This is a genomic window from Rhodococcus sp. GXMU-t2271 (genome assembly GCF_041414735.1).
GTDB lineage: Bacteria > Actinomycetota > Actinomycetes > Mycobacteriales > Mycobacteriaceae > Rhodococcus > Rhodococcus indonesiensis.
This window is the reverse complement of sequence record NZ_JAUIZP010000063.1, coordinates 39,048-65,061: the sequence shown is the minus strand read 5'-3', so window position 1 is coordinate 65,061 and position 26,014 is coordinate 39,048. Positions and strand designations below refer to the sequence as shown.

27 protein-coding genes are annotated in these 26,014 nt (G+C 70.8%); 23 read left to right on the top strand and 4 right to left on the bottom strand.

Features of this window, described 5'->3' with window-relative positions:
- Positions 1–102: 102 nt before the first annotated feature.
- From QYS60_RS22705 to QYS60_RS22670, 8 genes are all read left to right on the top strand, one after another.
- Positions 103–444, top strand: a complete 342-nt coding sequence (locus QYS60_RS22705; RefSeq protein WP_235157476.1) for a WXG100 family type VII secretion target — start codon at positions 103–105, stop codon at positions 442–444.
- Between the two features lie 64 nt (positions 445–508).
- Positions 509–808 (top strand): WXG100 family type VII secretion target, encoded by a 300-nt coding sequence (locus tag QYS60_RS22700; protein ID WP_225223062.1) that lies wholly within the window; start codon positions 509–511, stop codon positions 806–808.
- Positions 809–1,052: 244 nt separating this feature from the next.
- Entirely contained in the window at positions 1,053–1,496 is a 444-nt protein-coding gene (gene rplM / locus QYS60_RS22695) for a 50S ribosomal protein L13 (protein ID WP_003938049.1), read from the top strand.
- Positions 1,493–1,999 carry a 30S ribosomal protein S9 gene (gene rpsI / locus QYS60_RS22690; protein ID WP_003938048.1) on the top strand — a complete coding sequence of 169 codons (507 nt, stop codon included), beginning with the start codon at positions 1,493–1,495 and terminating at the stop codon, positions 1,997–1,999. Before rplM ends, rpsI begins: the two co-directional genes overlap by 4 nt.
- A gap of 162 nt (positions 2,000–2,161) precedes the next feature.
- Positions 2,162–3,499: a phosphoglucosamine mutase gene (gene glmM, locus QYS60_RS22685; protein ID WP_003938047.1), complete on the top strand. Its 1,338-nt coding sequence runs from the start codon at positions 2,162–2,164 to the stop codon at positions 3,497–3,499.
- Between the two features lie 74 nt (positions 3,500–3,573).
- Entirely contained in the window at positions 3,574–3,900 is a 327-nt protein-coding gene (locus tag QYS60_RS22680) for a hypothetical protein (protein ID WP_371384339.1), read from the top strand.
- Positions 3,834–5,177: a hypothetical protein gene (locus tag QYS60_RS22675; RefSeq protein WP_371384338.1), complete on the top strand. Its 1,344-nt coding sequence runs from the start codon at positions 3,834–3,836 to the stop codon at positions 5,175–5,177. The genes QYS60_RS22680 and QYS60_RS22675 overlap by 67 nt, the downstream gene beginning before the upstream one ends.
- A complete protein-coding gene (locus QYS60_RS22670; protein WP_371384337.1) occupies positions 5,174–5,344 on the top strand; it encodes a hypothetical protein in 171 nt (56 codons plus the stop codon). The genes QYS60_RS22675 and QYS60_RS22670 overlap by 4 nt, the downstream gene beginning before the upstream one ends.
- Here QYS60_RS22670 and QYS60_RS22665 read toward each other — a convergent pair.
- Positions 5,317–6,162: a dienelactone hydrolase family protein gene (locus tag QYS60_RS22665; protein WP_371384336.1), complete on the bottom strand. Its 846-nt coding sequence runs from the start codon at positions 6,160–6,162 to the stop codon at positions 5,317–5,319. The two genes, QYS60_RS22670 and QYS60_RS22665, sit on opposite strands and share 28 nt — an antisense overlap.
- 98 nt (positions 6,163–6,260) lie before the next feature.
- On the opposite strand from QYS60_RS22665, the gene glmS reads away from it, so the two are divergent.
- The 8 genes from glmS to tsaD are packed head-to-tail and all read left to right on the top strand — an operon-like array spanning position 6,261 to position 14,605.
- Positions 6,261–8,126 (top strand): glutamine--fructose-6-phosphate transaminase (isomerizing), encoded by a 1,866-nt coding sequence (gene glmS / locus QYS60_RS22660; RefSeq protein ID WP_289379287.1) that lies wholly within the window; start codon positions 6,261–6,263, stop codon positions 8,124–8,126.
- A gap of 21 nt (positions 8,127–8,147) precedes the next feature.
- Entirely contained in the window at positions 8,148–9,596 is a 1,449-nt protein-coding gene (locus QYS60_RS22655) for an NAD(P)H-hydrate dehydratase (protein WP_289379285.1), read from the top strand.
- A gap of 58 nt (positions 9,597–9,654) precedes the next feature.
- Complete coding sequence (alr, locus tag QYS60_RS22650) at positions 9,655–10,839, top strand: alanine racemase (protein ID WP_289379284.1); 1,185 nt, start codon at positions 9,655–9,657, stop codon at positions 10,837–10,839.
- The gene (locus tag QYS60_RS22645) at positions 10,836–11,894 is read left to right on the top strand and encodes an alpha/beta fold hydrolase (RefSeq protein WP_289379283.1); all 1,059 of its coding nucleotides are present in this window, start codon (positions 10,836–10,838) and stop codon (positions 11,892–11,894) included. The genes alr and QYS60_RS22645 overlap by 4 nt, the downstream gene beginning before the upstream one ends.
- Positions 11,887–12,372: a tRNA (adenosine(37)-N6)-threonylcarbamoyltransferase complex ATPase subunit type 1 TsaE gene (gene tsaE / locus QYS60_RS22640; protein ID WP_054374431.1), complete on the top strand. Its 486-nt coding sequence runs from the start codon at positions 11,887–11,889 to the stop codon at positions 12,370–12,372. The genes QYS60_RS22645 and tsaE overlap by 8 nt, the downstream gene beginning before the upstream one ends.
- Positions 12,373–12,402: 30 nt before the next feature.
- On the top strand, positions 12,403–13,077 hold the full coding sequence (tsaB, locus tag QYS60_RS22635; RefSeq protein WP_289379282.1) for a tRNA (adenosine(37)-N6)-threonylcarbamoyltransferase complex dimerization subunit type 1 TsaB: 675 nt from the start codon (positions 12,403–12,405) through the stop codon (positions 13,075–13,077).
- Positions 13,074–13,568 (top strand): ribosomal protein S18-alanine N-acetyltransferase, encoded by a 495-nt coding sequence (gene rimI / locus QYS60_RS22630; RefSeq protein ID WP_289379281.1) that lies wholly within the window; start codon positions 13,074–13,076, stop codon positions 13,566–13,568. Before tsaB ends, rimI begins: the two co-directional genes overlap by 4 nt.
- Positions 13,565–14,605, top strand: coding sequence for a tRNA (adenosine(37)-N6)-threonylcarbamoyltransferase complex transferase subunit TsaD (tsaD, locus tag QYS60_RS22625; protein ID WP_003938036.1), 1,041 nt, complete (start codon positions 13,565–13,567; stop codon positions 14,603–14,605). The genes rimI and tsaD overlap by 4 nt, the downstream gene beginning before the upstream one ends.
- 29 nt (positions 14,606–14,634) lie before the next feature.
- Here the strand turns inward: tsaD and QYS60_RS22620 are convergent, their stop codons facing one another.
- The gene (locus QYS60_RS22620) at positions 14,635–16,167 is read right to left on the bottom strand and encodes an Hsp70 family protein (protein WP_371384335.1); all 1,533 of its coding nucleotides are present in this window, start codon (positions 16,165–16,167) and stop codon (positions 14,635–14,637) included.
- A 697-nt stretch (positions 16,168–16,864) separates the two neighbouring features.
- Between QYS60_RS22620 and groES the strand changes: the two genes are divergently transcribed.
- Together groES and groL are read left to right on the top strand one after the other, a co-directional pair.
- The gene (gene groES, locus QYS60_RS22615; RefSeq protein WP_003938034.1) at positions 16,865–17,167 is read left to right on the top strand and encodes a co-chaperone GroES; all 303 of its coding nucleotides are present in this window, start codon (positions 16,865–16,867) and stop codon (positions 17,165–17,167) included.
- 86 nt (positions 17,168–17,253) lie between these two features.
- Complete coding sequence (groL, locus tag QYS60_RS22610; protein ID WP_289379279.1) at positions 17,254–18,870, top strand: chaperonin GroEL; 1,617 nt, start codon at positions 17,254–17,256, stop codon at positions 18,868–18,870.
- Positions 18,871–18,957: 87 nt separating this feature from the next.
- On the opposite strand, the gene QYS60_RS22605 is transcribed toward groL, so the two are convergent.
- Positions 18,958–19,251, bottom strand: coding sequence for a WhiB family transcriptional regulator (locus QYS60_RS22605; RefSeq protein ID WP_003938032.1), 294 nt, complete (start codon positions 19,249–19,251; stop codon positions 18,958–18,960).
- Positions 19,252–19,755: 504 nt separating this feature from the next.
- Between QYS60_RS22605 and QYS60_RS22600 the strand changes: the two genes are divergently transcribed.
- From QYS60_RS22600 to QYS60_RS22590, 3 genes are all read left to right on the top strand, one after another.
- Positions 19,756–20,598: a hypothetical protein gene (locus QYS60_RS22600; protein ID WP_371384334.1), complete on the top strand. Its 843-nt coding sequence runs from the start codon at positions 19,756–19,758 to the stop codon at positions 20,596–20,598.
- A 121-nt stretch (positions 20,599–20,719) separates the two neighbouring features.
- Positions 20,720–21,298 carry a sigma-70 family RNA polymerase sigma factor gene (locus QYS60_RS22595; protein ID WP_040783363.1) on the top strand — a complete coding sequence of 193 codons (579 nt, stop codon included), beginning with the start codon at positions 20,720–20,722 and terminating at the stop codon, positions 21,296–21,298.
- Entirely contained in the window at positions 21,291–22,340 is a 1,050-nt protein-coding gene (locus tag QYS60_RS22590; protein WP_371384333.1) for an anti-sigma-D factor RsdA, read from the top strand. The genes QYS60_RS22595 and QYS60_RS22590 overlap by 8 nt, the downstream gene beginning before the upstream one ends.
- A gap of 67 nt (positions 22,341–22,407) precedes the next feature.
- Here the strand turns inward: QYS60_RS22590 and QYS60_RS22585 are convergent, their stop codons facing one another.
- The gene (locus QYS60_RS22585; protein ID WP_003938028.1) at positions 22,408–22,818 is read right to left on the bottom strand and encodes a DUF5319 domain-containing protein; all 411 of its coding nucleotides are present in this window, start codon (positions 22,816–22,818) and stop codon (positions 22,408–22,410) included.
- A 276-nt stretch (positions 22,819–23,094) separates the two neighbouring features.
- Between QYS60_RS22585 and guaB the strand changes: the two genes are divergently transcribed.
- Positions 23,095–24,618 (top strand): IMP dehydrogenase, encoded by a 1,524-nt coding sequence (gene guaB / locus QYS60_RS22580; protein WP_040783396.1) that lies wholly within the window; start codon positions 23,095–23,097, stop codon positions 24,616–24,618.
- A 71-nt stretch (positions 24,619–24,689) separates the two neighbouring features.
- A complete protein-coding gene (locus QYS60_RS22575) occupies positions 24,690–25,829 on the top strand; it encodes a GuaB3 family IMP dehydrogenase-related protein (RefSeq protein ID WP_289379273.1) in 1,140 nt (379 codons plus the stop codon).
- Positions 25,830–26,014: the final 185 nt, after the last annotated feature.

The following is a 26,014-nucleotide window of genomic DNA, read 5'->3' as shown; positions in this document are numbered from 1 at the left end:
AACCTGACTGGGCGGCGCTGCGTCCAATCGGTGTAGGCGCGAACCGCTTCGGCCACGGGGGTCCGGAGGGACACGGAACGCGGGACGGCAGAGGAGACAGGCGTGACGCAACCAGGGCAGGGCAGTTCGAATCGGGTGGCGACCGACGTCGCGACCATGGAGACGGCGGCGCGGCAGATCGAGGACTCCCACGGAGAACTCGAACAGTTGCTCGGGGCGCTGCGTACCACTGTCTCGTCGTCGCCGGACGTATGGCAGGGCCGGTCGGGAATGGCGTTCACCGACGTGATGTCGCGATGGGACCGCAGTGCCCTTCAGCTCAACGAGGCACTGGCCGCGATCGTCACCGGCATCCGCACCAACGGCCGGGCGTACGAGGGCACCGTCGAGGCTCAGGCGCAGTCGTTGAACGTCCTCGGCGACAGCCTCCACGGCACCTACTGACCTCGACCGGTCCGGTACCGACCGGGCCCGATTCAGTCCGCACGACCCGACCCGAGGAGAACGAATGAGTGGACCCGATGTGATCCGGCAGGACTTCGGTGGCATCGACGACCTGCATGCACGCGTCGTCGGGCTGCAGCGCGGCATGAACGACACGCTCGACCGGATCAGGTCCCAGGTCGAACCGCTGGTGCAGACCTGGGACGGTCAGGCCCGGTCCGAGTACCACGTCACGCAGCAGAAGTGGGATCGGGCGTCCGCCGACCTGAACCTGCTGCTCGACCAGATCGCCGTCGCCGTGGCGCGAGGCAACGACGAGATGCGCAGCGTCGAATCCGAGTTGGCACGGAGGTGGCAGGCCTGAGACGACACGAGTGACGAGCGACGTCCCGGTGGTGGAGAGGCCGCCGGGACGTCGTGCTGTTTCGACCGGGCCGAGTGCTGTTTTGACCGGGCGGACGCGTCCCCGGTATCGTGTCCCGTTGGCGTGTCGTACGTCGTCGTTGCTTCGTGCGCGGCGAACGTCGCTTCTCGGGTCCCAACTGGCCGCCGAGGGTGATCATCGACGGCGCGCGGGCCAGCAGCGAAACGATAGACGAGGAAGATCTGTGTCTACGTACACACCGAAGGCCGGCGACGTGACCCGCCAGTGGCACGTCATCGACGCCACCGACGTGGTGCTCGGCCGCCTCGCGGTGCAGGCGGCGAACCTGCTCCGCGGCAAGCACAAGCCCACTTTTGCCCCCCACGTGGACGGTGGCGACTTCGTCGTCATCATCAACGCGGACAAGGTTGCCGTCTCCGGCAACAAGAAGCAGGACAAGCTCCTGTACAACCACTCCGGCTACCCGGGCGGCCTCCGCTCCCGCACCGTCGGTGAGGTTCTGGAGAAGAACCCGGACCGTCTGGTGGAGAAGGCCGTCACCGGCATGCTCCCGAAGAACAAGCTCGGTCGCGCGATCGCGAAGAAGCTGAAGGTCTACGCGGGCCCGAACCACCCGCACACCGCGCAGCAGCCGGTGCCGTTCGAAATCAAGCAGGTGGCGCAGTGACCGAGAACGTGAACGAGAACTACAGCGACGAGTACACCGACACGGAGAACGTCGAGGTCGCCGCGGACGAGTACGTGGCCGAGGAGGCCGCTGTCGCTCCTGCGCCGATCGTGTTCGACCGCCCGGTGCAGACCGTCGGCCGCCGCAAGGAGGCCGTCGTCCGCGTCCGCCTCGTGCCCGGCACCGGCAAGTTCGTGCTCAACGGCCGCACCATCGAGGACTACTTCCCGAACAAGGTGCACCAGCAGCTCGTCAAGTCGCCGCTGGTCACGGTCGAGCGCACCGAGCAGTTCGACGTGCACGCCCGCCTGCACGGCGGCGGCCCGTCGGGTCAGGCAGGCGCCCTGCGCCTGGCGATCGCCCGCGCGCTGATCGAGGTCACCGCCGAGGACCGTCCCGCGCTCAAGCGCGCCGGCTTCCTCACGCGTGACCCGCGTGCCACCGAGCGCAAGAAGTACGGCCTGAAGAAGGCCCGTAAGGCACCGCAGTACTCCAAGCGCTGATGTGCCGCCGACGCTGACCTCGTCAGCCTCGGCACCTGTTCGACCACGAGAGCAGGCGCCGGTAGAGAATTCGCTACCGGACGCCTGCTCTCGTGCATTGACGTACTTTTTGCGACAGCAGGCGGCGCAGGCCGCATTTCTCGACGTGGAGGACTTTGCTCGATGGGTCGGATGTTCGGTACCGATGGCGTGCGAGGCTTGGCGAACGCCGAGCTCACGGTCGAACTGGCGATGCGACTCGCCGGTGCGGCCGCGACCGTGCTGGCGAACGGTGCCGAGGGGCGGCGCCCCGTCGCGGTGGTGGGCCGCGACCCCCGTGCGAGCGGGGAGATGCTCGAAGCCGCGGTGACCGCGGGTCTCGCAGCGGCCGGCGTCGACGTGTTGTCGGTCGGGGTGCTGCCCACTCCGGCGGTCGCGTTCCTGACCGGCGCCTACGACGCCGACCTCGGCGTGATGATCTCCGCGTCGCACAACCCCATGCCGGACAACGGCATCAAGATTTTCGCGGCCGGTGGCCACAAGCTCGACGACACCGTCGAGGACCGCATCGAGGCGATGTTGCACGGTGAGGGCGTCGTCGCACGTCCTACCGGTGCGGGCGTCGGCCGGGTGCGCACCGCCGCCGACGCGGCCGACCGCTACCTCGCGCACCTCGCATCGGCGGTGCGTACTCCGCTGACCGGACTGACGGTGGTGGTGGACTGCGCCAACGGCGCGGCGTCGCACGTCGGGCCGGCCGCGTACGCCGCGGCCGGGGCCACCGTCGTCGCGCTGCACGCGGAACCGGACGGGCTCGACATCAACGACGGGTGCGGTTCGACCCACCTGGACGGTCTGCGGGCCGCCGTCGTCGAGCACGGCGCCGACATCGGTCTCGCTCACGACGGCGATGCCGACCGGTGCCTCGCGGTCGATGCGACCGGCGCCGTCGTCGACGGCGACGCGATCATGGCGATCCTCGCCCTCGGGATGCGGGAGGCCGGCGAACTGCACGACGACACGCTCGTCGCCACCGTGATGAGCAATCTGGGCCTGCACCTGGCGATGCGCGAAGCCGGGATCACCGTCGTCACCGCCGGGGTCGGCGACCGCTACGTGCTCGAAGAACTGCGGCGCGGTTCCTTCAGCCTCGGCGGTGAACAGTCCGGTCACATCGTGCTGCCGGCTCTGGGCACCACGGGTGACGGGGTGCTGACCGGTCTGCGACTCATGGAGCGGATGGTGGCGACGGGGTCGTCCCTCGCGGACCTGGCCGCGGTCATGCGCACGCTGCCGCAGGTGCTGGTGAACGTGCCCGTGTCCGACAAGACCGCGGTTGCCGAGGCGCCCGCCGTCGCCGACGCGGTGGCCGCCGCGGAACGGGAACTGGGTGAGTCCGGGCGGGTGCTGCTGCGGCCGTCCGGCACCGAACAGCTGGTGCGGGTCATGGTGGAGGCCGCCGACGACGCACTGGCCCGCGCGCTCGCCGATCGCCTCGCGGGAGCGGTCGCCGCCGTCTGAGGCGCTTCTACCGACGGGGAACCGATCCGCGGCCCGCTGCGTCCAATCCCTCGGGGGACGAGGGAGGGGGCGCGGTGCGTGACGGAATGGGACTCGACGGCGCGGTGATCCGTTCGGTCGCCGACGGACTGGCGGACTCGGCCGGCGACGTGGAACGTCGTGCGCACGCGTTCCGCGCTGCCGGCTTCGGTGCGGACGCGGTCGGCGACCGCTACCGGTCCGAAGCCGAAGCGGTGCAGGCGTGCTACGACGGACTCCATCGCGCGGTGGTGGAGTGGTCGGCGGCGACGGCCGCGCGTGCGTCGGCGCTGCGGCGCGCGACCGGGGAGTACGCGTGGCTGGATCAGGAGACCGATTCCGTGCTGCGGGGCGTCGACATGCCGCCGACGGCATCCCGGTGATCGGGGGCGAGCGCCGGCTCGACCCGGTGCTCGACGGGGGACGGGTCGGGTTGCGCTTCTTTGCCGAGCATCTTCCGCGCGTCGAGCGGTACGCCTCCGATGTGCCGCCCTACTCGCACCTGGAGGAACGCTACGACGAGCAGCGCGGCACGGACCCGGCCGTCCTGCTCGTGGACGCCGACGTCTTCGCACGGCTCGAGACCGGCCTGGATGCCGAGGTCGCGCGGCAGCGTTCCTGTGTCGATGCGCTGGAGACGGCGTGGACCGGAGGGGGAGCGGCGGGTGCGGTCGAAGCGCTCCTCCGCCATGTGACGGTGGGGGAGGACCTGCAGGCACGGCTGGGCGCTGCTCACCGTGCGCTGACCGACGCTGCCGCCGCGGTGTTCGCCGTCGTCGAGGAGAAGGCCCGGGCGGCCGCAGAATTCGCGGACACGACCGTCGGCGGGCGCACCGTCGAGGAGATCGACGTCATCCTGGCCGGGGCCGCGGACCGGGACGGTCCGACGGCAACCCAGCTCGCCGCGTGGGATCCGGCCCTGGGCCAGGATCCCGACCGCGCCGCAGTCGTGCACTGGTGCGCACGATGGCGTGACGAGGTGTACCGACCCGGCGTGGAGACGAGTGTCGAGTCCTTCCTCGCACTGTGCGACGACACCGACCGTGCGGTGCGGGCGGTGTTCGCCGAACTCGCCACGGCACTCACGCCACCGGATCCGGCTGTGCGGGAGGTGGGTGCGGAAACCGACCTGTGCTCGCCACGAGGCGCAGCCACGGACCTGGTCGCGGCGGGACTACGGCTCGTGACCGCTGTGGGCGACCTCACCGGCGCGGTCCTCGGCCTGGCCGCGACGGTGGTGGGGGAGGTGTCCGAGGCCGTCGAGGCGGCCGTCCCGCCGGATCCCGCACAGCCGCCGCACGCTTCCGATCCGCAGGCATCCGTACCCGGAACTACAGCCACGGAACCGGCCCCGCCCCTGCCCGTCGACGATCCGGGACACATCGTCCCGGGACAGGGCACTGCGGGACAGGGCACTGCGGGACAGGGCACTGCGGGACAGGGCGATTCGGGACCCGGCACGTCGGCGGCACCGCCGCCGCCCGAGCCCCCGCGGGCGGATGCGCCGGGTGGCGGAGTGCCCCCTGCGCCGGCCGGGAGACCGGGGCCCCGGGCGGACACCGCCCGCCGGACCGGGCCGGCCGCGGACGAGCGCGCCGGCCCGGGTCCCGAGCAGGAGACCGGCGACGGGGTGGTCCTGGCCGAGGCAGGACCGCTGTGACCGGACGGTTCGAGCGCATCGTCGCCGAGCACCGGGAGGCGGTCGCCTGCCACCTCGAGGTTCTACGACGCGTGCGGGACCCGCTCGAGCCCGGGACCGGGACGATGCGGGCGCCGGAGCCGTCCGGCGAGGAGCAGTTCTACCGTCCGAGAAGCTGGTTGATCTGAGTGCCGAGTTCGCGGTCGATCGCGTCGGGCTCGGTGAGCACCTCGGAGCCGGGAAGCTCCGCCTCGGGATCGGCGAACGGCGCGTAGGTCTTGTCACCGGCGAGCCGGTACAGCAGGTATCCGGTGAGGAGCGCGCGGGTGACCTTCTGGGTGTTCCGCTGTGCGCCCCCGACGCCGAGGAACGCGAGCAGGCGCCGGCCCTCGATCATGCCGTCGTCGGTGGCCTTGTGCACGGCCCGCATCAGCACCTCGCCGCCCCAGGCCTGGGCGACAGCGACGGCGTCGCTGCCCATCGAGCCGAGGTCCTTCTCCGCGGCGAGCACGAGACCGGGAGCGTGCACCCGGGCGGCCAGGGCCGAGGCCGGGGGTGACGTCGGAGCCGGGTAGAGCGCCGCGACGGCCGCCACCTCGCGTCGGGACGCGGCAAGCACCGCAGCTCCCGCCCCCATGCCGTGGCCGACGAGGCCGAGCCGATCGGGGTGGACACTGATCCGGCCGGTCCCCAGGCGCACACCCACGCAGATGTCGAGGGTGGTGCCGAGATCGGCGGCGAGCCCGAGGTGCGACGGGATCGGTCCGCGTTCGGTACTCGGAGCAGCGACCACGATGCCCCACGAGGCCAGGTGCTCGAACAGCTTCGAGTACTTGTCGAGGCCGGTCATCCAGCCGTGGCCGAACGCGACGGCGGGTAGGCCGAATCCCTCGGCGGGGGTGTAGACGGTGCCCGGCTGACCTGCGAGAGCGAGGTTGCCGCGCAATACCGTGTGCGGTCCGCGCTTCGAGAGCCGCTGGGCCAGGGATTTCGGTTTCGCCGCCACGGCGTGAACGTTAGCCGATGATCAGCTTCGTGCGTGCCACCCGTCGGGGACACGGACGAGTTGTTACCGGCGGGTCGTGGACCAGTACCCTGCTAACCATGTGCGGAATCGTGGGGTACGTCGGGCACCGCCCGGCTCTCGATGTCGTGGTAGAGGCACTGCGGCGGATGGAGTACCGGGGCTACGACTCGGCCGGGGTGGCGGTCCTGGACGGTGCGGGTGGTCTGGCCGTGGAGCGGAAGGCCGGTCGGCTGGCGAACCTGGAGGCCGAACTCGACGAGATCGGGGCCGGGCACTTCGCCGGGACCACCGGCATGGGGCACACCCGGTGGGCCACGCACGGTCGTCCGACGGACCGGAACGCGCATCCGCACCGGGACGCGTCGGGGAAGGTGGCGGTGGTGCACAACGGCATCATCGAGAACTTCGCGCCGCTGCGGGCCGAGCTCGAGAAGGCCGGGGTGGAGTTCGCCAGCGACACCGACACCGAGGTGGCGGTGCACCTGGTGGCCCGGGCGTATGCCGAGGGGCCGACCGCGGGGGATTTCGAGGCCAGTGCGCTGTCGGTGCTGCGCCGGCTCGAGGGGGCGTTCACGCTGGTGTTCACCCATGCCGATCATCCGGGCACGATCGTCGCGGCGCGCCGGTCGACGCCGTTGGTGGTCGGGGTCGGGGACGGGGAGACGTTCGTGGCCTCGGACGTGGCGGCGTTCATCGAGCACACCCGGCGCGCGGTCGAGCTCGGGCAGGACCAGGTGGTGGTGATCACCGCCGACGGGTACCGGGTGTCGGACTTCGACGGGGACACCGACGTGGCGACCCGGCCGTTCGAGATCGACTGGGATCTGGCGGCCGCGGAGAAGGGCGGCCACGACTACTTCATGCTCAAGGAGATCGAGGAGCAGCCCGCCGCGGTGGGCGACACCCTGCTCGGGCACTTCGCCGAGGGTCGCATCGTGCTCGACGAGCAGCGGCTGTCGGATCAGGAGCTGCGCGATGTGGACAAGGTGTTCGTCGTCGCCTGCGGCAGCGCGTACCACTCGGGTCTGGTGGCCAAGTACGCGATCGAGCACTGGACGCGGTTGCCGGTGGAGGTGGAGCTGGCCAGCGAGTTCCGGTACCGGGATCCGGTGCTGGACCGGTCGACGCTGGTGGTGGCGATCTCCCAGTCCGGGGAGACCGCCGACACCCTCGAGGCGGTGCGGCACGCGAAGGATCAGAAGGCGCGGGTGCTGGCGGTGTGCAACACCAACGGTGCGCAGATCCCCCGGGAGGCCGACGCGGTGCTCTACACCCGGGCCGGGCCGGAGATCGGGGTGGCCTCGACCAAGGCGTTCCTGGCGCAGGTCGCCGCGAACTACCTGGTGGGGTTGGCGTTGGCGCAGGCCCGCGGCACCAAGTATCCGGACGAGGTGGCCCGCGAGTACGCCGATCTGGCGGCGATGCCGCACCTGATCGGGCGGGTGCTCGAGACGGTCGCGCCGGTGCGGCGGCTGGCGCGGGAGCTGGCGTCGTCGTCGACGGTGCTGTTCCTGGGCCGGCACGTGGGGTATCCGGTGGCGCTCGAGGGTGCGCTCAAGCTCAAGGAGCTGGCGTACATGCATGCCGAGGGCTTCGCCGCGGGCGAGCTCAAGCACGGTCCGATCGCGCTGATCGAGGACGGGCTGCCGGTGATCGTGGTGATGCCGTCGCCGAAGGGGCGGGCGGTGCTGCACTCGAAGCTGCTGAGCAACATCCGGGAGATCCAGGCCCGGGGCGCGCGGACGGTGGTGATCGCCGAGGAGGGCGACGAGGCGGTGCGGCCGTTCGCCGACCACCTCATCGAGATCCCGGCGGCGCCGACGCTGCTGCAGCCGCTGCTGTCGACCGTGCCGCTTCAGGTGTTCGCCGCCGAGGTCGCCCAGGCCCGCGGCTACGACGTCGACAAGCCCCGCAACCTCGCCAAGTCCGTGACGGTGGAATAGCGACCCCGGCCGGGAGACCCGATGCGCAGCTACTACCCGTGTGAGCAGGTGCGGGCGGCGGAGGCGCCGCTGCTCGCAGCCCTCCCGGAGGGCACGTTGATGCGTCGCGCCGCGTCCGGGCTCGCCCGGGTCGCGGCGACGGAACTGCGTGCGCGTACCGGGTCCGTCGCCGGCCGGCGCGTCAGCCTGCTCGTCGGGTCGGGCGACAACGGCGGCGACGCCCTGTGGGCGGGCGCGTCCCTGCGTCGTCGCGGGGTCGCGGTCACGGCGCTGCTCCTCGACCCGGAGCGGGCCCATCGAGCGGGAGCCGCGGCGCTGCGTGCCGCCGGTGGACGCCTCGTACCGGCCGATCCGGGGCGGATCGGTGACCCGGATCTCGTGCTCGACGGAATCGTCGGCATCTCGGGCAGGGGCCCGCTGCGCCCGGCGGCCGCGGCGGTCGTGGAGCAGATCACCGCACCGATCGTCGCCGTGGACACCCCGAGCGGCGTGGACCCGGACACCGGTGCCGTGGACGGACCGGCCGTCACTGCGGCGGTAACCGTCACGTTCGGTGCGTACAAGCCGGTCCACGTCCTCGCGCCGGCCCGCTGTGGGCGGGTCGAGCTCGTCGACATCGGTCTCGAGCTGCCCCCGTCGCACCTGGTGGCGGCCGAGCCGGCCGAGATCGGCGCGATCTGGCCGGTGCCCGGCGCCGACGACGACAAGTACAGCCAGGGCGTCGTGGGCATCGTCGCCGGGAGCGCCCGGTTCCCGGGCGCCGGCGTGCTCTGCGCGGGCGGGGCGGTGGCCGCGACGTCCGGCATGGTCCGCTACGCCGGCAGTGCTGCGCCCGTCGTGCTGGCCCGGTTCCCCGAGGTGGTGGCCGCGCCGTCGTTCGCCGAGGCGGGTCGCGTGCAGGCGTGGGTGTTCGGGCCCGGCGGCGGCACCGATCACCAGGCGGCCGACACGCTGCGCGAGGTGCTGGCGACGGATCTGCCCGTCCTCGTCGATGCCGACGGGCTGACGCTGCTGTCCCGGCAGCCGGAACTGGTCCGCGGCCGAGACGCCCCGACGCTGTTGACGCCGCATGCCGGCGAGTTCGCGCGCCTGACCGGCCGTCGCCCAGAGCCGGACCGGGTGACGGCGGTGCGAGCCCTGGCGGCCGACTGGGGAGTGCACGTGCTGCTCAAGGGCCGCTCGACGCTGATCGCGAACCCGGACGGGCACGTGTTCGTCAACGAGGCCGGCGGGTCGTGGGCGGCCACCGCCGGGGCGGGCGATGTCCTGTCCGGGATGATCGGGGCACTGATGTCCGCCGGTATGGCCCCGGACCTCGCCGGCGCAGCCGGTGCGCGGGCCCATGCGGTCGCCGCGGACACGGCCGCGCGCGGGGGCGCCGACGGTGCCGGGGCGCCGACGTCGGCGAGTGCGATCCTCGACCGGGTGCCCGCGGCGGTACGCCGTCTGCGGAGCATGGCCGAATCGTGACCCGACACCGTCGACCGTGCTGCGGGCCACTTCGCCCGCAGTGGCAGGATCGGGACCCATGACCACGGCCGAACCCCGACCCCGCAACCACCTCCACCACGACCTGCCGCAGGCCGAGGCACTGATCGACCTCGACGCCGTGGCCGAGAACGTGCGGCGGCTGCGGGAGTTCGCCGGGGATGCGGCGGTGATGGCCGTCGTCAAGGCCGACGCATACAACCACGGCGCCGTCCCGGTCGCGCGGGCCGCCGTCGCCGCCGGGGCGCGCGAGTTGGGGGTGACGACCCTGACCGAGGCACTCGAGCTGCGTCGCGCCGGGATCGACGTGCCCGTGTTGTCGTGGCTGCACACCGTCGACGCCGATTTCGCCCCCGCGATCACCGCCGGCGTCGAGCTGGGGGTTTCGTCGACCCGGCATCTCGCGTCGATCGTCGCCGCCGCGCGGGAAACGGGCGTGACCGCGGTTCTCACCGCGAAGATCGACACCGGGCTCAACCGCAACGGCGTGGCACGCGACGAATGGCCGGCATTTCTGCAGGACCTGGGCCGGGCCCACGCCGAGGGCGCGATCCGGCTGCGCGGCGCCTTTTCCCATCTGGCCCATGCCGACGAACTCGGTCACCCCGAGATCGACTGCCAGCGGGACCGGTTGCGCGAGGCCGTCGCCGATCTGAGCCGCCACGGAATGAGCCCCGAGGTGGTGCACCTGTCGAACTCGGCAGCGACTGTCACCCGCCCTGACCTGCGTTTCGACATGGTCAGACCGGGTATAGCGATGTACGGATTGTCCCCGATCCCCGAGGTCGGGGACTTCGGGTTCCGTCCCGCGATGACGTTACGAACGAGGGTGGCGCTGGTGAAGAAGGTGCGTGCAGGGTCCGGAGTGTCGTACGGGCATCGCTGGGTGGCGCCCACCGACACCACCGTGGCTCTGTTGCCGATGGGATACGCCGACGGAATCCGGCGCAATCTCAGCGGCCGCTTCGAGGTGCAGCTCGGCGGACGTCGCCGCCCTCAGCTCGGCCGCGTGTGCATGGACCAGGTCGTGGTCGATCTCGGACCGGACGGGGACGGAGTAAAAGAAGGCGATACCGCGTTCTTCTTCGGTGACGGTCGTCACGGCGAGCCTGTCGCACAGGAGTGGGCAGACCTGCTGGACACCATCAACTACGAGGTGGTCACCGGCGTCGGCGGGCGCACCGTCCGCACCTACGTCGGTGGCGGAGGAGGCGAGCGGCGATGACGCTGTTGGGCAGTCTGGGACTGTTGGGTGCGAGCCTGGCCACGCTCGGCTCGAACGCGGGGTTGTACGCGGTGCGCACCGCGGGTCTGCCCGCGCACGAGATCTACGGCGAAGAAGACTTCGACGCGATGCTCGCGCTGCCCAAGCGCACCGTCCGCACCGAGGACGGCGTCGAACTCGCCGTGCGAGAGGTCGGCTCGGCGCTGGCGCCGCTGACGATCGTGTTCGTGCACGGGTACTGCCTGCGCATGCAGTCCTGGCACCTGCAGATGCGTCACCTGCAGGAGCGCTGGGGCAAGGACGTGCGGATGGTGTTCTACGATCAGCGCGGCCACGGGGAATCCACCGCGCCGAGGTCGAAGTCCTGCACCATCGCCCAACTCGGCCGCGACCTGGGCACGGTCGTCGACACGGTCGCCCCTACCGGCCCGGTGATCGTGGTCGGGCACTCGATGGGCGGAATGACGACCATCGCCCTGGCCGCGCAGCGTCCGGAGCTGTTCGACGAACGAATCGTCGGAGTCGGACTACTCGCCACCACCGCGGCCGGCCTGACCAAGACCGGCATCGGCCGTAACCTCGAGAACCCGGTGATCGACGGATTCCGGCACCTGGCCCGTACCGCGCCGGGCTTCGTGCAGTACGCCCGCGGTGCCGCCAAGGCGATCATCGCGCCGATCCTGCGTGCCGCGTCCTACGGGACAGTGGTCAGCCCGAAGCTCGTCGAATTCTCCGACCGGATGCTGGCGGAAACCTCGGTGCTGACCATCGTGAACTTCCTGCGCACCCTCGAACTGCACGACGAATCCGCGGCACTGCCGGTGCTGGGACAGGTGCCCGCCCTCGTGCTGTGCGGGGACGCCGACATGATCATCCCGTTCTCCGGCTCCGAGGAACTCGCGGCGGCCCTCCCGGACGTCGAGCTCAAGCGGGTCCGCGGCGCCGGACACCTGGTGCAGCTCGAGTTCCCCGAGGTCGTCGTCGGTGCGCTCGACCGGCTGATCCAACGCGGGTTCGCCCACGACGCGGGCAGGAGGCGCGCCGCAATTGGGTGACGATCTCGCCGCCGGCACGCACACCGAGCACAGCGCCGAGCTGCCCACGGTCGAGGACACCGAGGCACTGGGCCGACGCCTGGCGGAACAACTGCACGCCGGCGATCTCGTGGTCCTGGACGGGCCGCTCGGCGCCGGGAAGACCGCCCTGACCCGTGGCATCGCGGCAGGCCTCGGGGTGCAGGGCCGGGTCACCTCGCCCACCTTCGTCATCGCCCGCGAACATCGTCCCGGCGATCGCACCCAGGGCGAACCCGTCGGAATGATCCACGTCGACGCCTACCGCCTCGGGGACGGACCGAACGCCCTCGACGAACTCGACGCTCTCGACCTCGACACCGACCTGACCGCCGCCGTGGTCGTCGTGGAATGGGGTGAGGGACTGGTCGAGACGCTCACCGAACGGCACCTGCGGGTGCGGCTGCGCCGCGAACCGGACTCGGACGTGCGCACCGCCACCTGGTCCTGGGTGGGGTGACCGCCGCGCCCGGCGGTACTCTGGATACTCGTGCTCGTTCTCGCCGTGGATACCGCCACCCCCGCCGTCACCGCAGGTCTCGTCCGTGTGGACGACCGCGGTGAACCAGGGACCGCCGGTATCGAGACGTTGGCCGTGCGGGTCACGGACAATCCACGCGCCCATGCCGAGGTGCTGACCCCGCAGATCCTCGACTGTCTGTCGTCCACCGGCCACACGCCGGCCGACCTCGACGCCGTCGTCGTCGGGGTCGGGCCGGGACCGTTCACCGGGCTGCGTGTGGGCATGGCGACCGCCGCGGCCTTCGGCGACGCCCTCGGCGTGCCGGTGCACGGTGTGTGCAGTCTCGACGCGATCGCGGCCGACATCCGCGGCGCGGACGGTGCCGGCGATCTGCTCGTCGTCACCGACGCCCGTCGCCGCGAGGTGTACTGGGCGCGGTACTCCGGCGGCGCCCGCATCGAGGGTCCGGGGGTGTGCAGGCCGGCGGATCTGAAGGCGGAGCCGTCGCAGCGGATCGCGGGATCCCGCCCCCACGTCGGCCTGTTCGAGCTGCCCGCGCATCCGGTGGCCACACCGTCCCCGGCAGGGCTGGTCGCGGTTGCCGCGGCGGACCTGCTCGCCGGGGTGGAACCCGAGCCCCTGGTGCCCCTGTACCTGCGCCGCCCGGACGCGGTGGAGACGGCGGACCGGAAGAAGAAATGACCACCCACGACCCTCGTCCCCTCGTCGACGCGCTGCAACTGTCCGACGTCGCCCGGTGCGCCGAGCTGGAACGGATCCTGTTTCCCGGCGACGACCCGTGGAGCGCCGACGCGTTCCGCGCCGAGCTGGCGGCACCGCAGAACCACTACGTCGCCGCCCGCGACGACGAAGGCCGGCTCATCGGCTACGCCGGTCTCGCCCGACTCGGTACCGCGGTTCATCCGGAGTCGGAGGTCCATACCATCGGGGTGGACCCACGACAGCGGCGCCGCGGCGTCGGTGGCGCGCTGCTCGCCGAGCTGTTGCGGATGGCCGACGTCTGGGGCGGTCCCGTGTTCCTGGAAGTCCGCACCGACAACGACGCAGCGATCGCGCTGTACCGCCGGGAGGGTTTCGAGATCGTCGGAACGAGGAAGCGCTACTACCAGCCGAGCGGGGCCGACGCGTACACCATGTGCCGGCCGGACCGGCGGAAGGAGTCACAGTCGTGATCGTGATGGGGATCGAGAGCTCCTGCGACGAGACAGGCGTCGGCATCGTCCGGTGGGTCGGTGACGGCACGCTCGAACTGCTCGCCGACGAGGTGGCCTCCAGCGTCGACGAACACGCCCGCTTCGGTGGCGTCGTCCCGGAGATCGCGTCCCGCGCGCACCTCGAGGCGATCGTCCCGACCATGCGACGGGCGCTCTCCGCCGCCGGGGTCGTCGAACCCGACGCCGTGTGCGTGACGATCGGGCCCGGTCTCGCCGGCGCACTGCTCGTCGGTGTCGCCGCGGCCAAGGCGTATGCGGCGGCGTGGGACGTGCCGTTCTACGCGATCAACCACCTCGGTGGGCACGTCGCCGTGGACACGATCGAACACGGACCGATGCCGCCGTGCGTGGCGCTGCTGGTCTCCGGCGGGCACACCCACCTGCTCCACGTCGAGGATCTCGGCCGCAAGCCGATCGTCGAGCTCGGCACCACGGTCGACGATGCAGCCGGGGAGGCGTTCGACAAGGTCGCCCGGCTGCTCGGACTGGGTTTTCCGGGCGGACCGGCGCTGGATCGGGCTGCACAGAACGGTGACCGCACCGCGGTGGTGTTCCCGCGGGGGATGACGGGGCCGCGCGACGCCCGGCACGACTTCTCCTTCTCCGGGCTCAAGACGGCAGTGGCGCGGTTCGTCGAGGCACGCGAGCGGTCCGGCGAACCCGTCCCGCTCGAGGACGTCGCGGCCGGTTTCCAGGAGGCGGTCGCCGACGTGCTGACGATGAAGGCGGTGCGGGCTGCGCAGGACATGGGCGTGGACACGCTGGTCCTCGGGGGCGGAGCCACTGCCAATTCCCGTTTGCGTGAGCTCGCCGAGGAGCGCTGCGCCGCCGCCGGGATCACGCTGCGGGTGCCGCGGCCGCGTTTGTGCACCGACAACGGGGTGATGATCGCCGCGCTGGGGGCGCATCTGATCGCCGGGGGCGCCCAGCCCTCCGCGCTCACCGTCGGCACCGATCCCGGCCTGCCGGTCGAGATCGCCCAGGTGCCCGTCTGACCCGATCCTGGGGGGATCGGCGGGGGCGATCAGCCGGCCGGTGCGGGTTCGGTGAGCGGCGGTGACGTGCCCGGCGCCGCCTCCTCCGGGGCCGCGGCCGAGGAGGCCTCGGTCGTCGTCTCGGGCGGTGCGAACTCGGACGTCGGCGCGGACGGCGGCGCGGACGGCGTCGAGCTCGGTGTGGTGCTCTCCGACGGCGTCGTGCCGGGCAGCGTCGGCAGCGGGACGGTCGGCAGCGGAAGGCCCGGGAAGGTTCCCGGCAACTGCCACGGCCGGTCGGTGCCGGGGACGTCCGCAGGCGACTCGGGCCGCTCGTTCGTCGTCGATTCCGGTGTGCTGGACGGCGTGGTCGTCGCCGGCGTGCTCGTCGAGGACTGCGGCACGGTGGGCGTCGGATAGGGCACCGGCGTGTCCGTGCGTGGGTAGCCGTCGCCGGGAGCTGTCGTGGTGACGGCGGCGTGGGGATCCTCGGAGGGGATCTGCGTGTGTCCGGTGTCGGGGACGGCTGCCGCCGGCTGGGTCGTGGCCTGGCCGCTGGTCCCTGCGGGGGACACGGCGGTGTCGTCGGACGCGACGTGGTCGGTCGCATAGCCGGCTACGAGCGCACCGATGACCAGCGCCCCGGCGAGGGCACCCGAGACCTTGCCGCCGGGGGTGCCCGGCGTCGGAGCCGAGGCACCTACCGACGGATAGGAGGACAGTCGTGACGACGCGGCGAGCCGCGCGGCGCCGTGGGCCGCTGCCGTGGCCGGTTCCGGCACCACCGCGACGGGACCGGCGAAGGCCGAGGTCACAGCGCCGGCGAGAGCCGGCATCGCCGCTGCGCCGCCGACGAGCGCGAGCATCTGCGGCCGCGGCTCGGTGTCGCAGACCCGCCGGGTGAACGTCGCCGCGGTGTCGCTGAGGTCGGACACCATCTCGTCGAGTTCCGTGCGGGTCAGGGGCACCGCCGGGCCGGCGTCGCCGAGTTCGATCCTGGTGGTGGACGCTTCTCCGAGGGCCTCGAGTGCGCCCTGGCAGCGCACCGTCAGCAGGGCGGGGTCGATCGGGATGCGGCCACGGGCGCGGCCGATCCGGCGGCGCACGTGGTCGTAGACGCGGGCGCGGACGGCTTCGCCTCCGACGTCCTCGGTCCGGGCCGAGCGCAGCATCGATCCGGAACGTCGGTCGACAACGGAGACTGTGAATCCCGATGCACCCAGGTCGGCGACGGCGAGGGTGTCGGCGGTGTCGACGAGACCGGTGCTGTTCAGGTAGGCGAGCACGGCCGTCGTCTCCGGAACCAGGTGGACGATGTGGCCGTCGCGCACCGACGCGGAGCGGATCGCCTCCGCGTGCTCGGAGGTTCGATAGGCCACTGCCACCGCGTCGGGGACGGCGTGCCCGTCGATCTGGGTGCTCATGAGGGAGAGGGCATCGATGACGAGGTCGCCCAGGTCGCCGGTTGCCTCGGGATCGGCGGCGAGAAATCGGTACTCGGTGGTGTGCTCTCCCGGCCCCTCGACGACGAGGGCCGAGCCCACTCCGGAAGCGCCGGTGGAAATTCCCAGCGACGTGCGCATAGTTCCCCTCCCGTGCGTGACCGGCGGACAGGGACGCGGTCGAGCCGCAAAGTCACCGAATGGTCACGCGTTCGGTCTCCGTTATCCGAACGTAACAGACGGGGGTGTGTGAGCGCTCGCCGAAAAGCGCCGATCCTGGTCCGTCCGGCACCGTCGCAGGGCGGCGTGCCTGTTCCGCCGGGCGCCCTCGACGTCGGCTCCGGGCGAGGGTTGCCCGTTCGTGCCACCGCTGTCGTCCCAGCTCGGAGCCGTTCTCTCCGAGGGTGGCGCGAGCGGAGCGTCGTAGGCGCGGGCGCCGAACGAGCGTTTTCCGGAGAGGGGGAGCGACCGGGACCCGACCGGGGTACGAATGGTCACAGTTCGGTCTCCTCGGTTGCAGGCGCGCTGGGTCTGTGCGGGGCGACGGCCGGCGGTGGGTCCGGAGCCTCCCGGACAGGGTGCGCTCGACCGGAGGTCGCCCCTGGTGGAGGCTCGGTGGTCGCGGTCGTGGTGCGTCCGAGGCGACACGAGCGCATTCAGCACCCACTGCCCTTGAGCGCTGGCACTCGCGTGTATAGAGTGCTAGTCGACGCCGAGCGTGTTCCGGCACCCGCGACGACGGGACTGCGCGCGGAGTCACCGTGGTGACTGAACAAACCCTGTCCGAGGACCACCAGAGGCCTCGGACCATCGAACCCCTGAAAGTGGAGGGCTCATCGTGGCGAGCGTGAACATCAAGCCGCTCGAGGACAAGATCCTCGTCCAGGCCAACGAGGCCGAGACGACGACTGCCTCCGGCCTGGTCATCCCGGACACGGCGAAGGAGAAGCCCCAGGAGGGCACCGTCGTCGCCGTCGGCCCCGGCCGCTGGGACGACGAGGGTGAGAAGCGCATCCCCCTCGATGTCAAGGAAGGCGACGTCGTCATCTACAGCAAGTACGGCGGAACCGAGATCAAGTACGCCGGCCAGGAGTACCTGATCCTGTCGGCTCGCGACGTGCTGGCCGTCGTCGCCAAGTAAGCCGCACGCATTCCGCCCCGGAGTTCCGCCTCGGACCCGGGGCGGAATCCGTTCCGGATCCTTCGTTCCAGGAGTAGTCGGAGAACATGTCCAAGCAAATCGAGTTCAACGAGACCGCGCGGCGGGCACTCGAGCGTGGCGTCGATCAGCTCGCCGACGCCGTCAAGGTCACCCTCGGCCCGCGTGGGCGGCACGTGGTGCTCGCCAAGGCGTTCGGCGGCCCGACCGTCACCAACGACGGTGTCAGCATCGCCCGGGAGATCGAGCTGGAGGACCCGTTCGAGAACCTCGGCGCCCAGCTGGTCAAGAGCGTGGCCACCAAGACCAACGACGTCGCCGGTGACGGCACCACCACTGCCACCGTGCTCGCCCAGGCCATCATCAAGGCCGGCCTGAAGAACGTCGCGGCCGGCGCCAACCCCATCGCACTCGGCAACGGCATCGGCCGGGCCGCCGAGAAGGTGTCGGAGGCGCTCCTCGCCGCCGCCACCCCCGTCCAGGGCAAGGAGGCGATCGCCCAGGTCGCCACCGTCTCCTCGCGCGACGAGGAGATCGGCGCCATGGTCGGCGAGGCCCTGAGCACCGTCGGCAAGGACGGCGTCGTCACCGTCGAGGAATCCTCGACGCTGCAGACCGAGCTCGTCGTCACCGAGGGCGTCCAGTTCGACAAGGGCTTCCTGTCGCCGTACTTCATCACCGACATCGACGCACAGCAGGCGGTCCTCGAGGATGCCGTCATCCTCCTCTACCGCGACAAGATCGGCTCCCTGCCCGATTTCCTGCCGCTGCTCGAGAAGATCGCCGAGAACGGCAAGCCGGTCCTGATCATCGCGGAGGACGTCGAGGGCGAGGTGCTCTCCACCCTCGTGGTCAACTCCATCCGCAAGACCCTCAAGGCCGTCGCGGTCAAGGCGCCGTTCTTCGGTGACCGCCGCAAGGCGTTCCTCGACGACCTCGCCGTCGTCACCGCCGGCACCGTCATCAACTCCGACATCGGGTTGACCCTGAAGGATGCCGGTCTCGACCTGCTCGGTTCGGCCCGCCGGGTGGTGGTCACCAAGGACAACACCACGATCGTGGACGGTGCCGGTACGCAGGAGGACATCGAGAACCGCGTCGCACAGCTGCGTCGGGAGATCGAGGCCACCGATTCCGACTGGGACCGGGAGAAGCTCGAGGAGCGGCTCGCGAAGCTCTCCGGTGGTGTCGCGGTGATCAAGGTGGGCGCAGCGACCGAGACGGACCTCAAGGAGCGCAAGTTCCGTGTCGAGGACGCCGTCAATGCGGCCAAGGCCGCGGTCGAGGAGGGCATCGTGCCCGGTGGCGGTTCGGCGCTCGTGCAGGCCGCCCGTGAGCTGGACGCGCTCGAGAACTCTCTCTCGGGTGACGAGGCCACCGGTGTCGCCGTGCTGCGCGCCGCTCTCACGGCCCCGCTGTACTGGATCGCCGGCAACGCCGGTCTCGACGGGTCGGTCGTGGTGAACAAGGTGTCCGAGGCCCCTGCCGGATCCGGCTTCAACGCGGCCACTCTCACCTACGGTGACCTGCTCGCCGACGGTGTCGTGGATCCGGTCAAGGTGACCCGGTCCGCGGTCGTCAACGCGTCCTCGGTGGCGCGGATGGTGCTGACCACCGAGAGTGCCGTCGTGGACAAGCCGGAGGAAGAGCCCGAGGCCGGTCACGGCCACGGTCACGCTCACTAGCGAGCCGGGCACCCGGGAACCACGAAGCCCCGCACGGAACAATCCGTGCGGGGCTTCGTCTTCTCGTGAGGTCGTCCGGCGGCCCGGTCAGACCGCGATCCGCCGTCGTCGGTGCCGCGCGTACATTTCCCGTTCGGTCTCGGACATGCCGCCCCAGATCCCGTACGGCTCGGACACCGCCAAGGCGTGCTCCCGGCACTGCGCGAGTACCGGGCACTGCCGGCACATCTCCTTGGCCCGGCTCTCGCGCTGCGCTCTGGCCCGGCCGCGCTCACCGTCCGGGTGGAAGAACATCGAGGAGTCCACCCCACGACACAGTCCGTGCATCTGCCAATCCCAGACGTCCGCGTTCGGTCCGGGCAAGTGGTGGGGTGCAGGCATGGGTACTCCTTTGCAGCGTGCTCGCCCGAGGGGCGAGCGGACCGTGGGCGGAAGGTCTTTCCTCCCAAAGCAGTTGTTCAGGCTTCGTAACCGTAAAGGTGGCGAGGAAATGGAGTCAACACTTTCGCGGAGTGGCAATTTGCATATCCCGATCTGCGAGAATTAACCGCCGAAATATTTACTTCGTGGCAGATTCGTGATTGTGTCCTGAAGGTGTGCGCCTCGCTCGTGCGTACCGACCTCCGGTGACCGGAACGGCCCCGAACAGGGACTATAGACCCTGCGCTGAGCGCGGAAGGGCATCCGTCCGGCTCGTGTGAACCGAAAATGGCTCCGGTCCGCACGGCTTTACGTACCTACACCGTGTCTGTAATTAACAAAACGTAAACCGGATGTTCAACCGGCTGAAGCACGGAAGTAATTGATGCGCCTTCGGTGCATATTTCTCGGAATGCACTCTGCCTCCCCGGCGGACGGAGGAGAAGGTGGTGCGATCATGGGCTCGTGCCCGTCACCGCTCCGCCGTCCGACACGTCCACGCTCGCATCGGCGGCCTTCGGTGCCAGGCCGGACCTGTTCCCGCTCCCTCTCGGCGGGGATCCCGTCGCGTCGTGGCACCGGGCCGTCGCCCTGGGCGGTCAGGGTCGCTACGCCGCCGCCCGCGCGGAGCTGACCCGGCTCCGCCGCGCCACGGGTGCGGACGGAGCGCTCCTGTCCCTGGCGGCGAGCACCGAAGGGTCGCTGCTGCGTCAGCTCGGCCGGCACCGCGAGGCCGCCGTCCTCGACGGTCGGGCGGCCGGGGTGCTCGCCGACGCCCCGCCGTATTCCTCGCGGACCGCCGAGGCTCGGTGTGACGCCCTCACGGGTCTGGCGGCGGACGCACTCGGATGCGGCCGGATCCGGCTGGCCGTCCGGCTGCTGGACCGTTGCGCCGCCGCTCTCGACGAAGCCGAGGGCGTGCACGGCGCGGTGCTCCGGCGGCAGCGGGTGCGCCTGCACTGGGTCTGCGCGGAGACTGCGCTCGCTTCCGGGGACTTCGCCACGGCCCGCCGGCGTTCGGCTGCTGCCGCGACGGAGGCCGAACGCAGCGGCTCGGTCCGGCACCTGGTCAAGTCCGATCTGCTGCGAGCCGCCTCGTGGACGGGGGAGTCCGATCTCGCACCCGCTCGTGACCTGTGCCTCGACGTACTCGATCGCAGTACGGCGCTGGGTCTTGTCCCGTTGCGCTGGGCGGCCGCGATGCTGTGGGACGGGCTCGGGGGCGGCGACGCGGCTCGGCGCGTGCGCGACGAGTCGGCGGCACTCGTCGCCCGGCGCGGTGGGAGATTCGCAACGATCCGGGCCTAGAAGCCATCCGTGCGTCCGTTCCGTCCGATCGTGTCGCTAGTCTGGGAATGTTCCACTGCATGTGGAAGCACACCCGGCCGGGGGGTCGTGTCACTTTGTAACGCCAGGACTTGCGCAATCGATGACTGTTATGGGTGAGGAGTTGGACTCCGCTGTCGCTGCGGCTGCGCAGGGAGATCGGACAGCTCTCGCTCAGGTTCTGAGAATTATCCGGCCCTTGGTCGTCCGGTACTGCCGGGCTCGGGTCGGAGCCGCGGAGCGTGGCCAGCTCTCCGCGGACGACGTAGCGCAGGAGGTGTGCCTGGCCGTGATGACGGCGTTGCCGCGGTATCAGGACCAGGGACGCCCCTTCATGGCATTCGTGTACGGGATCGCGGCACACAAGGTCGCCGACGCGCACCGCAGCGCCGCCCGCAACCGGGCGGATCCGGTCGCAGAGGTACCCGAATCGATGTCGCTGGACGACAGTCCGGAGGAGCAGGCACTCAACGCGGAGACGAGCCGGCAGATGAAGCAGCTGCTGGGCACGCTCCCGGAGAAGCAGCGGGAGATCTTGGTCCTGCGGCTCGTGGTGGGTCTGTCCGCCGAAGAAACGGCAGCAGCGGTGGGAAGTACGGCAGGGGCCATTCGGGTGGCACAGCACCGTGCCATCGCCCGACTGAAGAAGGAAGTGACGAGAGCAGGTGAGAGAAATGGGTAGGAAGCACGGCGCGGATGACGATTTCTTCGCCGATCTCGCCGACGACGGCACCCCCGTGGACATTGCGGCAGTGCGCCGTGACGACGCCCTCATCGACGCGATCTCCGGCGACGGACCGGTGCCCACCGAGACGACCGAGGAATACGAGCTGGCCACCCTTCTTGCGGGCTGGCGTGCCGAGATCCTGGCCGATCCGCTTCCTCCCGAACCGGATCTCGACGAGATCGTCGCCGCGGTCAACCGGGAGATCGGTGCCCGCGACGCACTCGCCGAGCGCCGCTCCCGCTCCCGCACGCAGCTCCGCCTGATCCGGCCCATCGCCGGTGCCGCCGCCCTGATCGCCATCGCCGTCGGTGGGGCAACCGCCGTGTCCTACCAGGCAGAACCCGGCGACCCGCTGTGGAGTGTCAAGCAGGTCGTCTTCAGTGAGCAGGCCGAGTCGACGATCGCCCGGATCGACACCACCTCCACGCTGCAGGAGGCCGAGCAGCGGCTCGCCGTCGGCGACACGGAAGGCGCGCAGGAACTGATCCAATCGGCACAGCAGCGGTCCGGATCGGTCACCGACGCCGGCCAGCGCGACCAGCTCGGTGACTGGGTGCAGCGGCTCACCACCGAGTTGAGCAAGCTTCTTCCGCCCCCGCCCCCGCCTGTGCTGCCCGCCCCGCCGGTCCAATCGACCCCGGTGATTCCCGCGCCGGTCCCGACCACTCCGACGACCCCGTCGACCGTGGACCCCACCATCGCCGGTACGACGCCCGGTACGGGAACGGTGCCTCCGGCGACCTCCAGCGATGCACCCGGCGTCGATCTGGTGCCGCCGTCGTCGCAGCCGGCACCCAGTCCGTCACCGTCCCCGGTCACGACGCCGCCGCTCCCGTCCACCGAACCGACGAGCGCACCGGTGACACCGGAGCCCACCACCGCGCCGACTGCTGCGCCGACCACGACCCCGTCGGCGTCGGCGCCGACACCCTCCACTTCGCTCGAGCAGCAGTCGATCAGCCAGACGATCACCGTGGTGCCCGCACCTTCGGAGTAGACGCAACGGGACGGGCCCGCCGGGACGTTCGTCCCGGCGGGCCCTTCCCGTGGTGCGGAGGCTTCTTCTAGGAGTCGAGGCCGTACGGGTCGACCGGCAGTGCCTCGTTCATCGACGCGTCCGCGTAGCCGCGGCAGTAGTCCCATGTCACATAGGCGTCGGGCGAGGGATCGTAGGCCGGCTCATGGGGCCGGACCGTACCGTCGACGAGCAGCTGCAGCAGGTTCGCCCGCAGCATGTCCCAGTCGTGGTAGTGATCCTGATGACAGTCCTCGCAGCACACCACCAGGCCGCGGACGCCGCGGGGCGACAGCAGCGCTTCGTACACCGCGAGGTCGGCGAGATCCTCCTCGACGGCCAGCCGCTCGGCAGGGTCGAGCGGCTGACCCGGCTCGATGGCGTCCAGTGCGGCGGACGGATCGTCGGGATCTCCAGCGAATGGGTCCGGTGGCAGACCGGGAGGCAACTGATCACGCACGACTCCACGGTACGCAGTCCGACGGGGTCCGCGCCAGCCGTCACACCGTGGACTTCCCGCGCGGCGTCGTGTACGCGTGCGGATGCGCGTGTGTGCCGGACCCGGTGAACCGATACGATAGTTCACGAGCAGGGCATCGTTGTTCGGAGTGTCCGGGGAACGGTGTGCACCGCTCGCACCATTGTCTTTCACGACATTGTGTTCCGTAATCACCGATGCCGGGCCGGGGCCCACCCGCCCGCACCGTATCGACGCGTCATGGAGGGTCCGAACCGCATGAGGAGTACCGGAGGGCACGTGCATACCGGCGGTGACGACCCCGACAAGGTCGCCATGCTGGGTCTGACCTTCGACGACGTGCTGCTGCTTCCGGCCGCGTCGGACGTCATCCCGAGCCAGGTGGACACGTCGAGCCAGCTGACCCGGGACATCCGCCTCCGGGTTCCGCTGGTCAGTTCCGCAATGGACACCGTCACCGAGTCGCGCATGGCCATCGCGATGGCCCGCGCCGGTGGCATGGGCGTCCTGCACCGCAATCTGTCCGCCGAGGCGCAGGCCGCGCAGGTCGAGACCGTGAAGCGGTCCGAGGCGGGCATGGTCACCGACCCGGTCACCTGCAAGCCGACCGCCACCCTCGCCGAGGTCGACGCCATGTGTGCGCGCTTCCGCATCTCGGGGCTGCCCGTCACCGACGACGAGGGTCAGCTCGTCGGCATCATCACCAACCGGGACATGCGGTTCGAGGTCGACCAGAACCGCCCGGTCGCGGAGGTCATGACCAAGGCGCCGCTGGTGACCGCGCAGGAGGGTGTCACCGCCGAAGCCGCCCTCGGGTTGCTGCGCCGTCACAAGATCGAGAAGCTGCCGATCGTCGACGGGCAGGGCCGCCTGACCGGACTGATCACCGTCAAGGACTTCGTCAAGACCGAGCAGCACCCCGACGCCACCAAGGACCGCGACGGCCGCCTGCTCGTCGGTGCGGCCGTCGGCGTGGGCGACGACGCGTGGACCCGGGCCATGACCCTGGCCGACGCCGGGGTGGACGTGCTCGTGGTCGACAGCGCCCACGGTCACTCCGCGGGTGTCCTCGGGATGATCGCCAAGCTCAAGACCGAGGTCGGCGATCGGGTCCAGATCATCGGAGGCAACGTCGCGACCCGGGCGGGCGCCGCAGCGCTCATCGAGGCCGGCGTGGACGCCGTGAAGGTCGGCGTGGGTCCCGGCTCCATCTGCACCACCCGCGTCATCGCGGGTGTCGGCGCGCCGCAGATCACCGCCATCCTCGAGGCCGTCGCCGTCGCCAAGCCCGCGGGCGTGCCGGTCATCGCCGACGGCGGCCTGCAGTTCTCCGGCGACGTCGCCAAGGCGCTCGCCGCCGGCGCCTCCACGGCCATGCTCGGCTCCCTACTGGCCGGCACGGCCGAGTCGCCGGGTGAGCTGATCCTGGTCAACGGCAAGCAGTTCAAGAGCTACCGCGGCATGGGTTCGCTCGGCGCGATGCAGAGCCGGGGCGCGGGCAAGTCGTACTCGAAGGACCGCTACTTCCAGGACGACGTGCTCTCCGAGGACAAGCTGGTGCCCGAGGGCATCGAAGGTCGCGTGCCGTTCCGCGGTCCGCTGCAGCAGGTCACGCACCAGCTGATCGGTGGCCTGCGGGCAGCGATGGGCTACGCCGGTGCCGCCACCATCGAACAGCTGCAGGAGGCCCAGTTCGTGCAGATCACGGCGGCGGGTCTGAAGGAGAGCCATCCCCACGACATCACGATCACGGCCGAGGCACCGAACTACGTGGTTCGGTAGAGCAAGAGTCCGCGATCGGCCCCCGCCGGAGTGTCCGGTGGGGGCATCTACCTGAGAAGAAAGGGACGCGCGTGCGCGACCTGGTTGAAATCGGCATGGGGCGAACCGCCCGACGCACCTACGAGCTGGACGACATCAACATCGTGCCGTCCCGCCGGACGCGCTCCTCGAAGGAGGTGTCGACGGCCTGGCAGCTCGACGCGTACCGATTCGACATTCCGCTGCTCGCCCATCCCACCGATGCGCTGGTCTCGCCGTCCTTCGCGGTGCAACTGGGCAAGGCCGGCGGCCTCGGCGTCATCAACGGTGAGGGACTGTGGGGCCGGCACGCCGATGTCGATGCCGAGATCGAACGCCTCGTCGGCATCGCCGAATCCGACCCGGACCCGGCAGCGGCGATCGCCCACCTGCAGAAGCTCCACGCGGCCCCGCTGCAGCCCGACCTGCTGGCCGCCGCGATCGCGCAGGTACGCGACGCCGGCGTGACCACGGCCGTCCGGGTCAGCCCGCAGAATGCGCGGGCACTGACTCCGCACCTGGTGAAAGCAGGCCTCGACCTGCTGGTCATCCACGGGACCATCATCTCCGCCGAGCACGTGGCGCACGGTGCGAGCGAGCCGCTGAACCTCAAGACGTTCATTTCCGAGCTGGACGTGCCGGTCGTCGCAGGTGGTGTGAGCGATCACCGCACCGCGCTGCACCTGATGCGTACCGGCGCGGCGGGCGTCGTCGTCGGCTACGGCTCGACAGCGGGCGCCACCACCACCAGCGAAGTGCTGGGCATCGGTGTGCCCATGGCGACGGCGATCGCCGACGCTGCCGCCGCCCGTCGCGACTACCTGGACGAAACCGGTGGCCGGTACGTCCACGTCATCGCCGACGGCGACATCGAGACCTCGGGCGACCTGGCCAAGGCCATCGCCTGCGGCGCCGACGCCGCCGTGCTCGGCGCCCCTCTCGCGGTCTCGGCCGAGGCCCCGGGCCGTGGCTGGTACTGGCCCTCGGCGAGCGCGCATCCGTCCGTGCCGCGCGGCGCGCTGCTGCAGGTCGCCTACGACGAGCGCCCGAGTCTGGACCGGGTGCTCACCGGTCCGTCCGACGACCCGTTCGGCTCGCTGAACCTGGTCGGCGGTCTGCGTCGTGCGATGGCGAAGTCGGGCTACTCGGATCTCAAGGAGTTCCAGAAGGTCGGCCTGACCGTCCGCGCCTGACCGCCCCTGCGCCTTTCCCGCTGTGGCCGAATGTCACATCGCGTCGATTCGATCGAAGCGATGTGACATTCGGCCACAGCCGTTTCCGGGCCTCACCTGCGGTTTATGGAACTCGAGGTTACAGTTAGGGCACCCTTGTGGCAGTGGTCACAGCAAGTCCGTGCATACTGGTGAGTAACAACCAG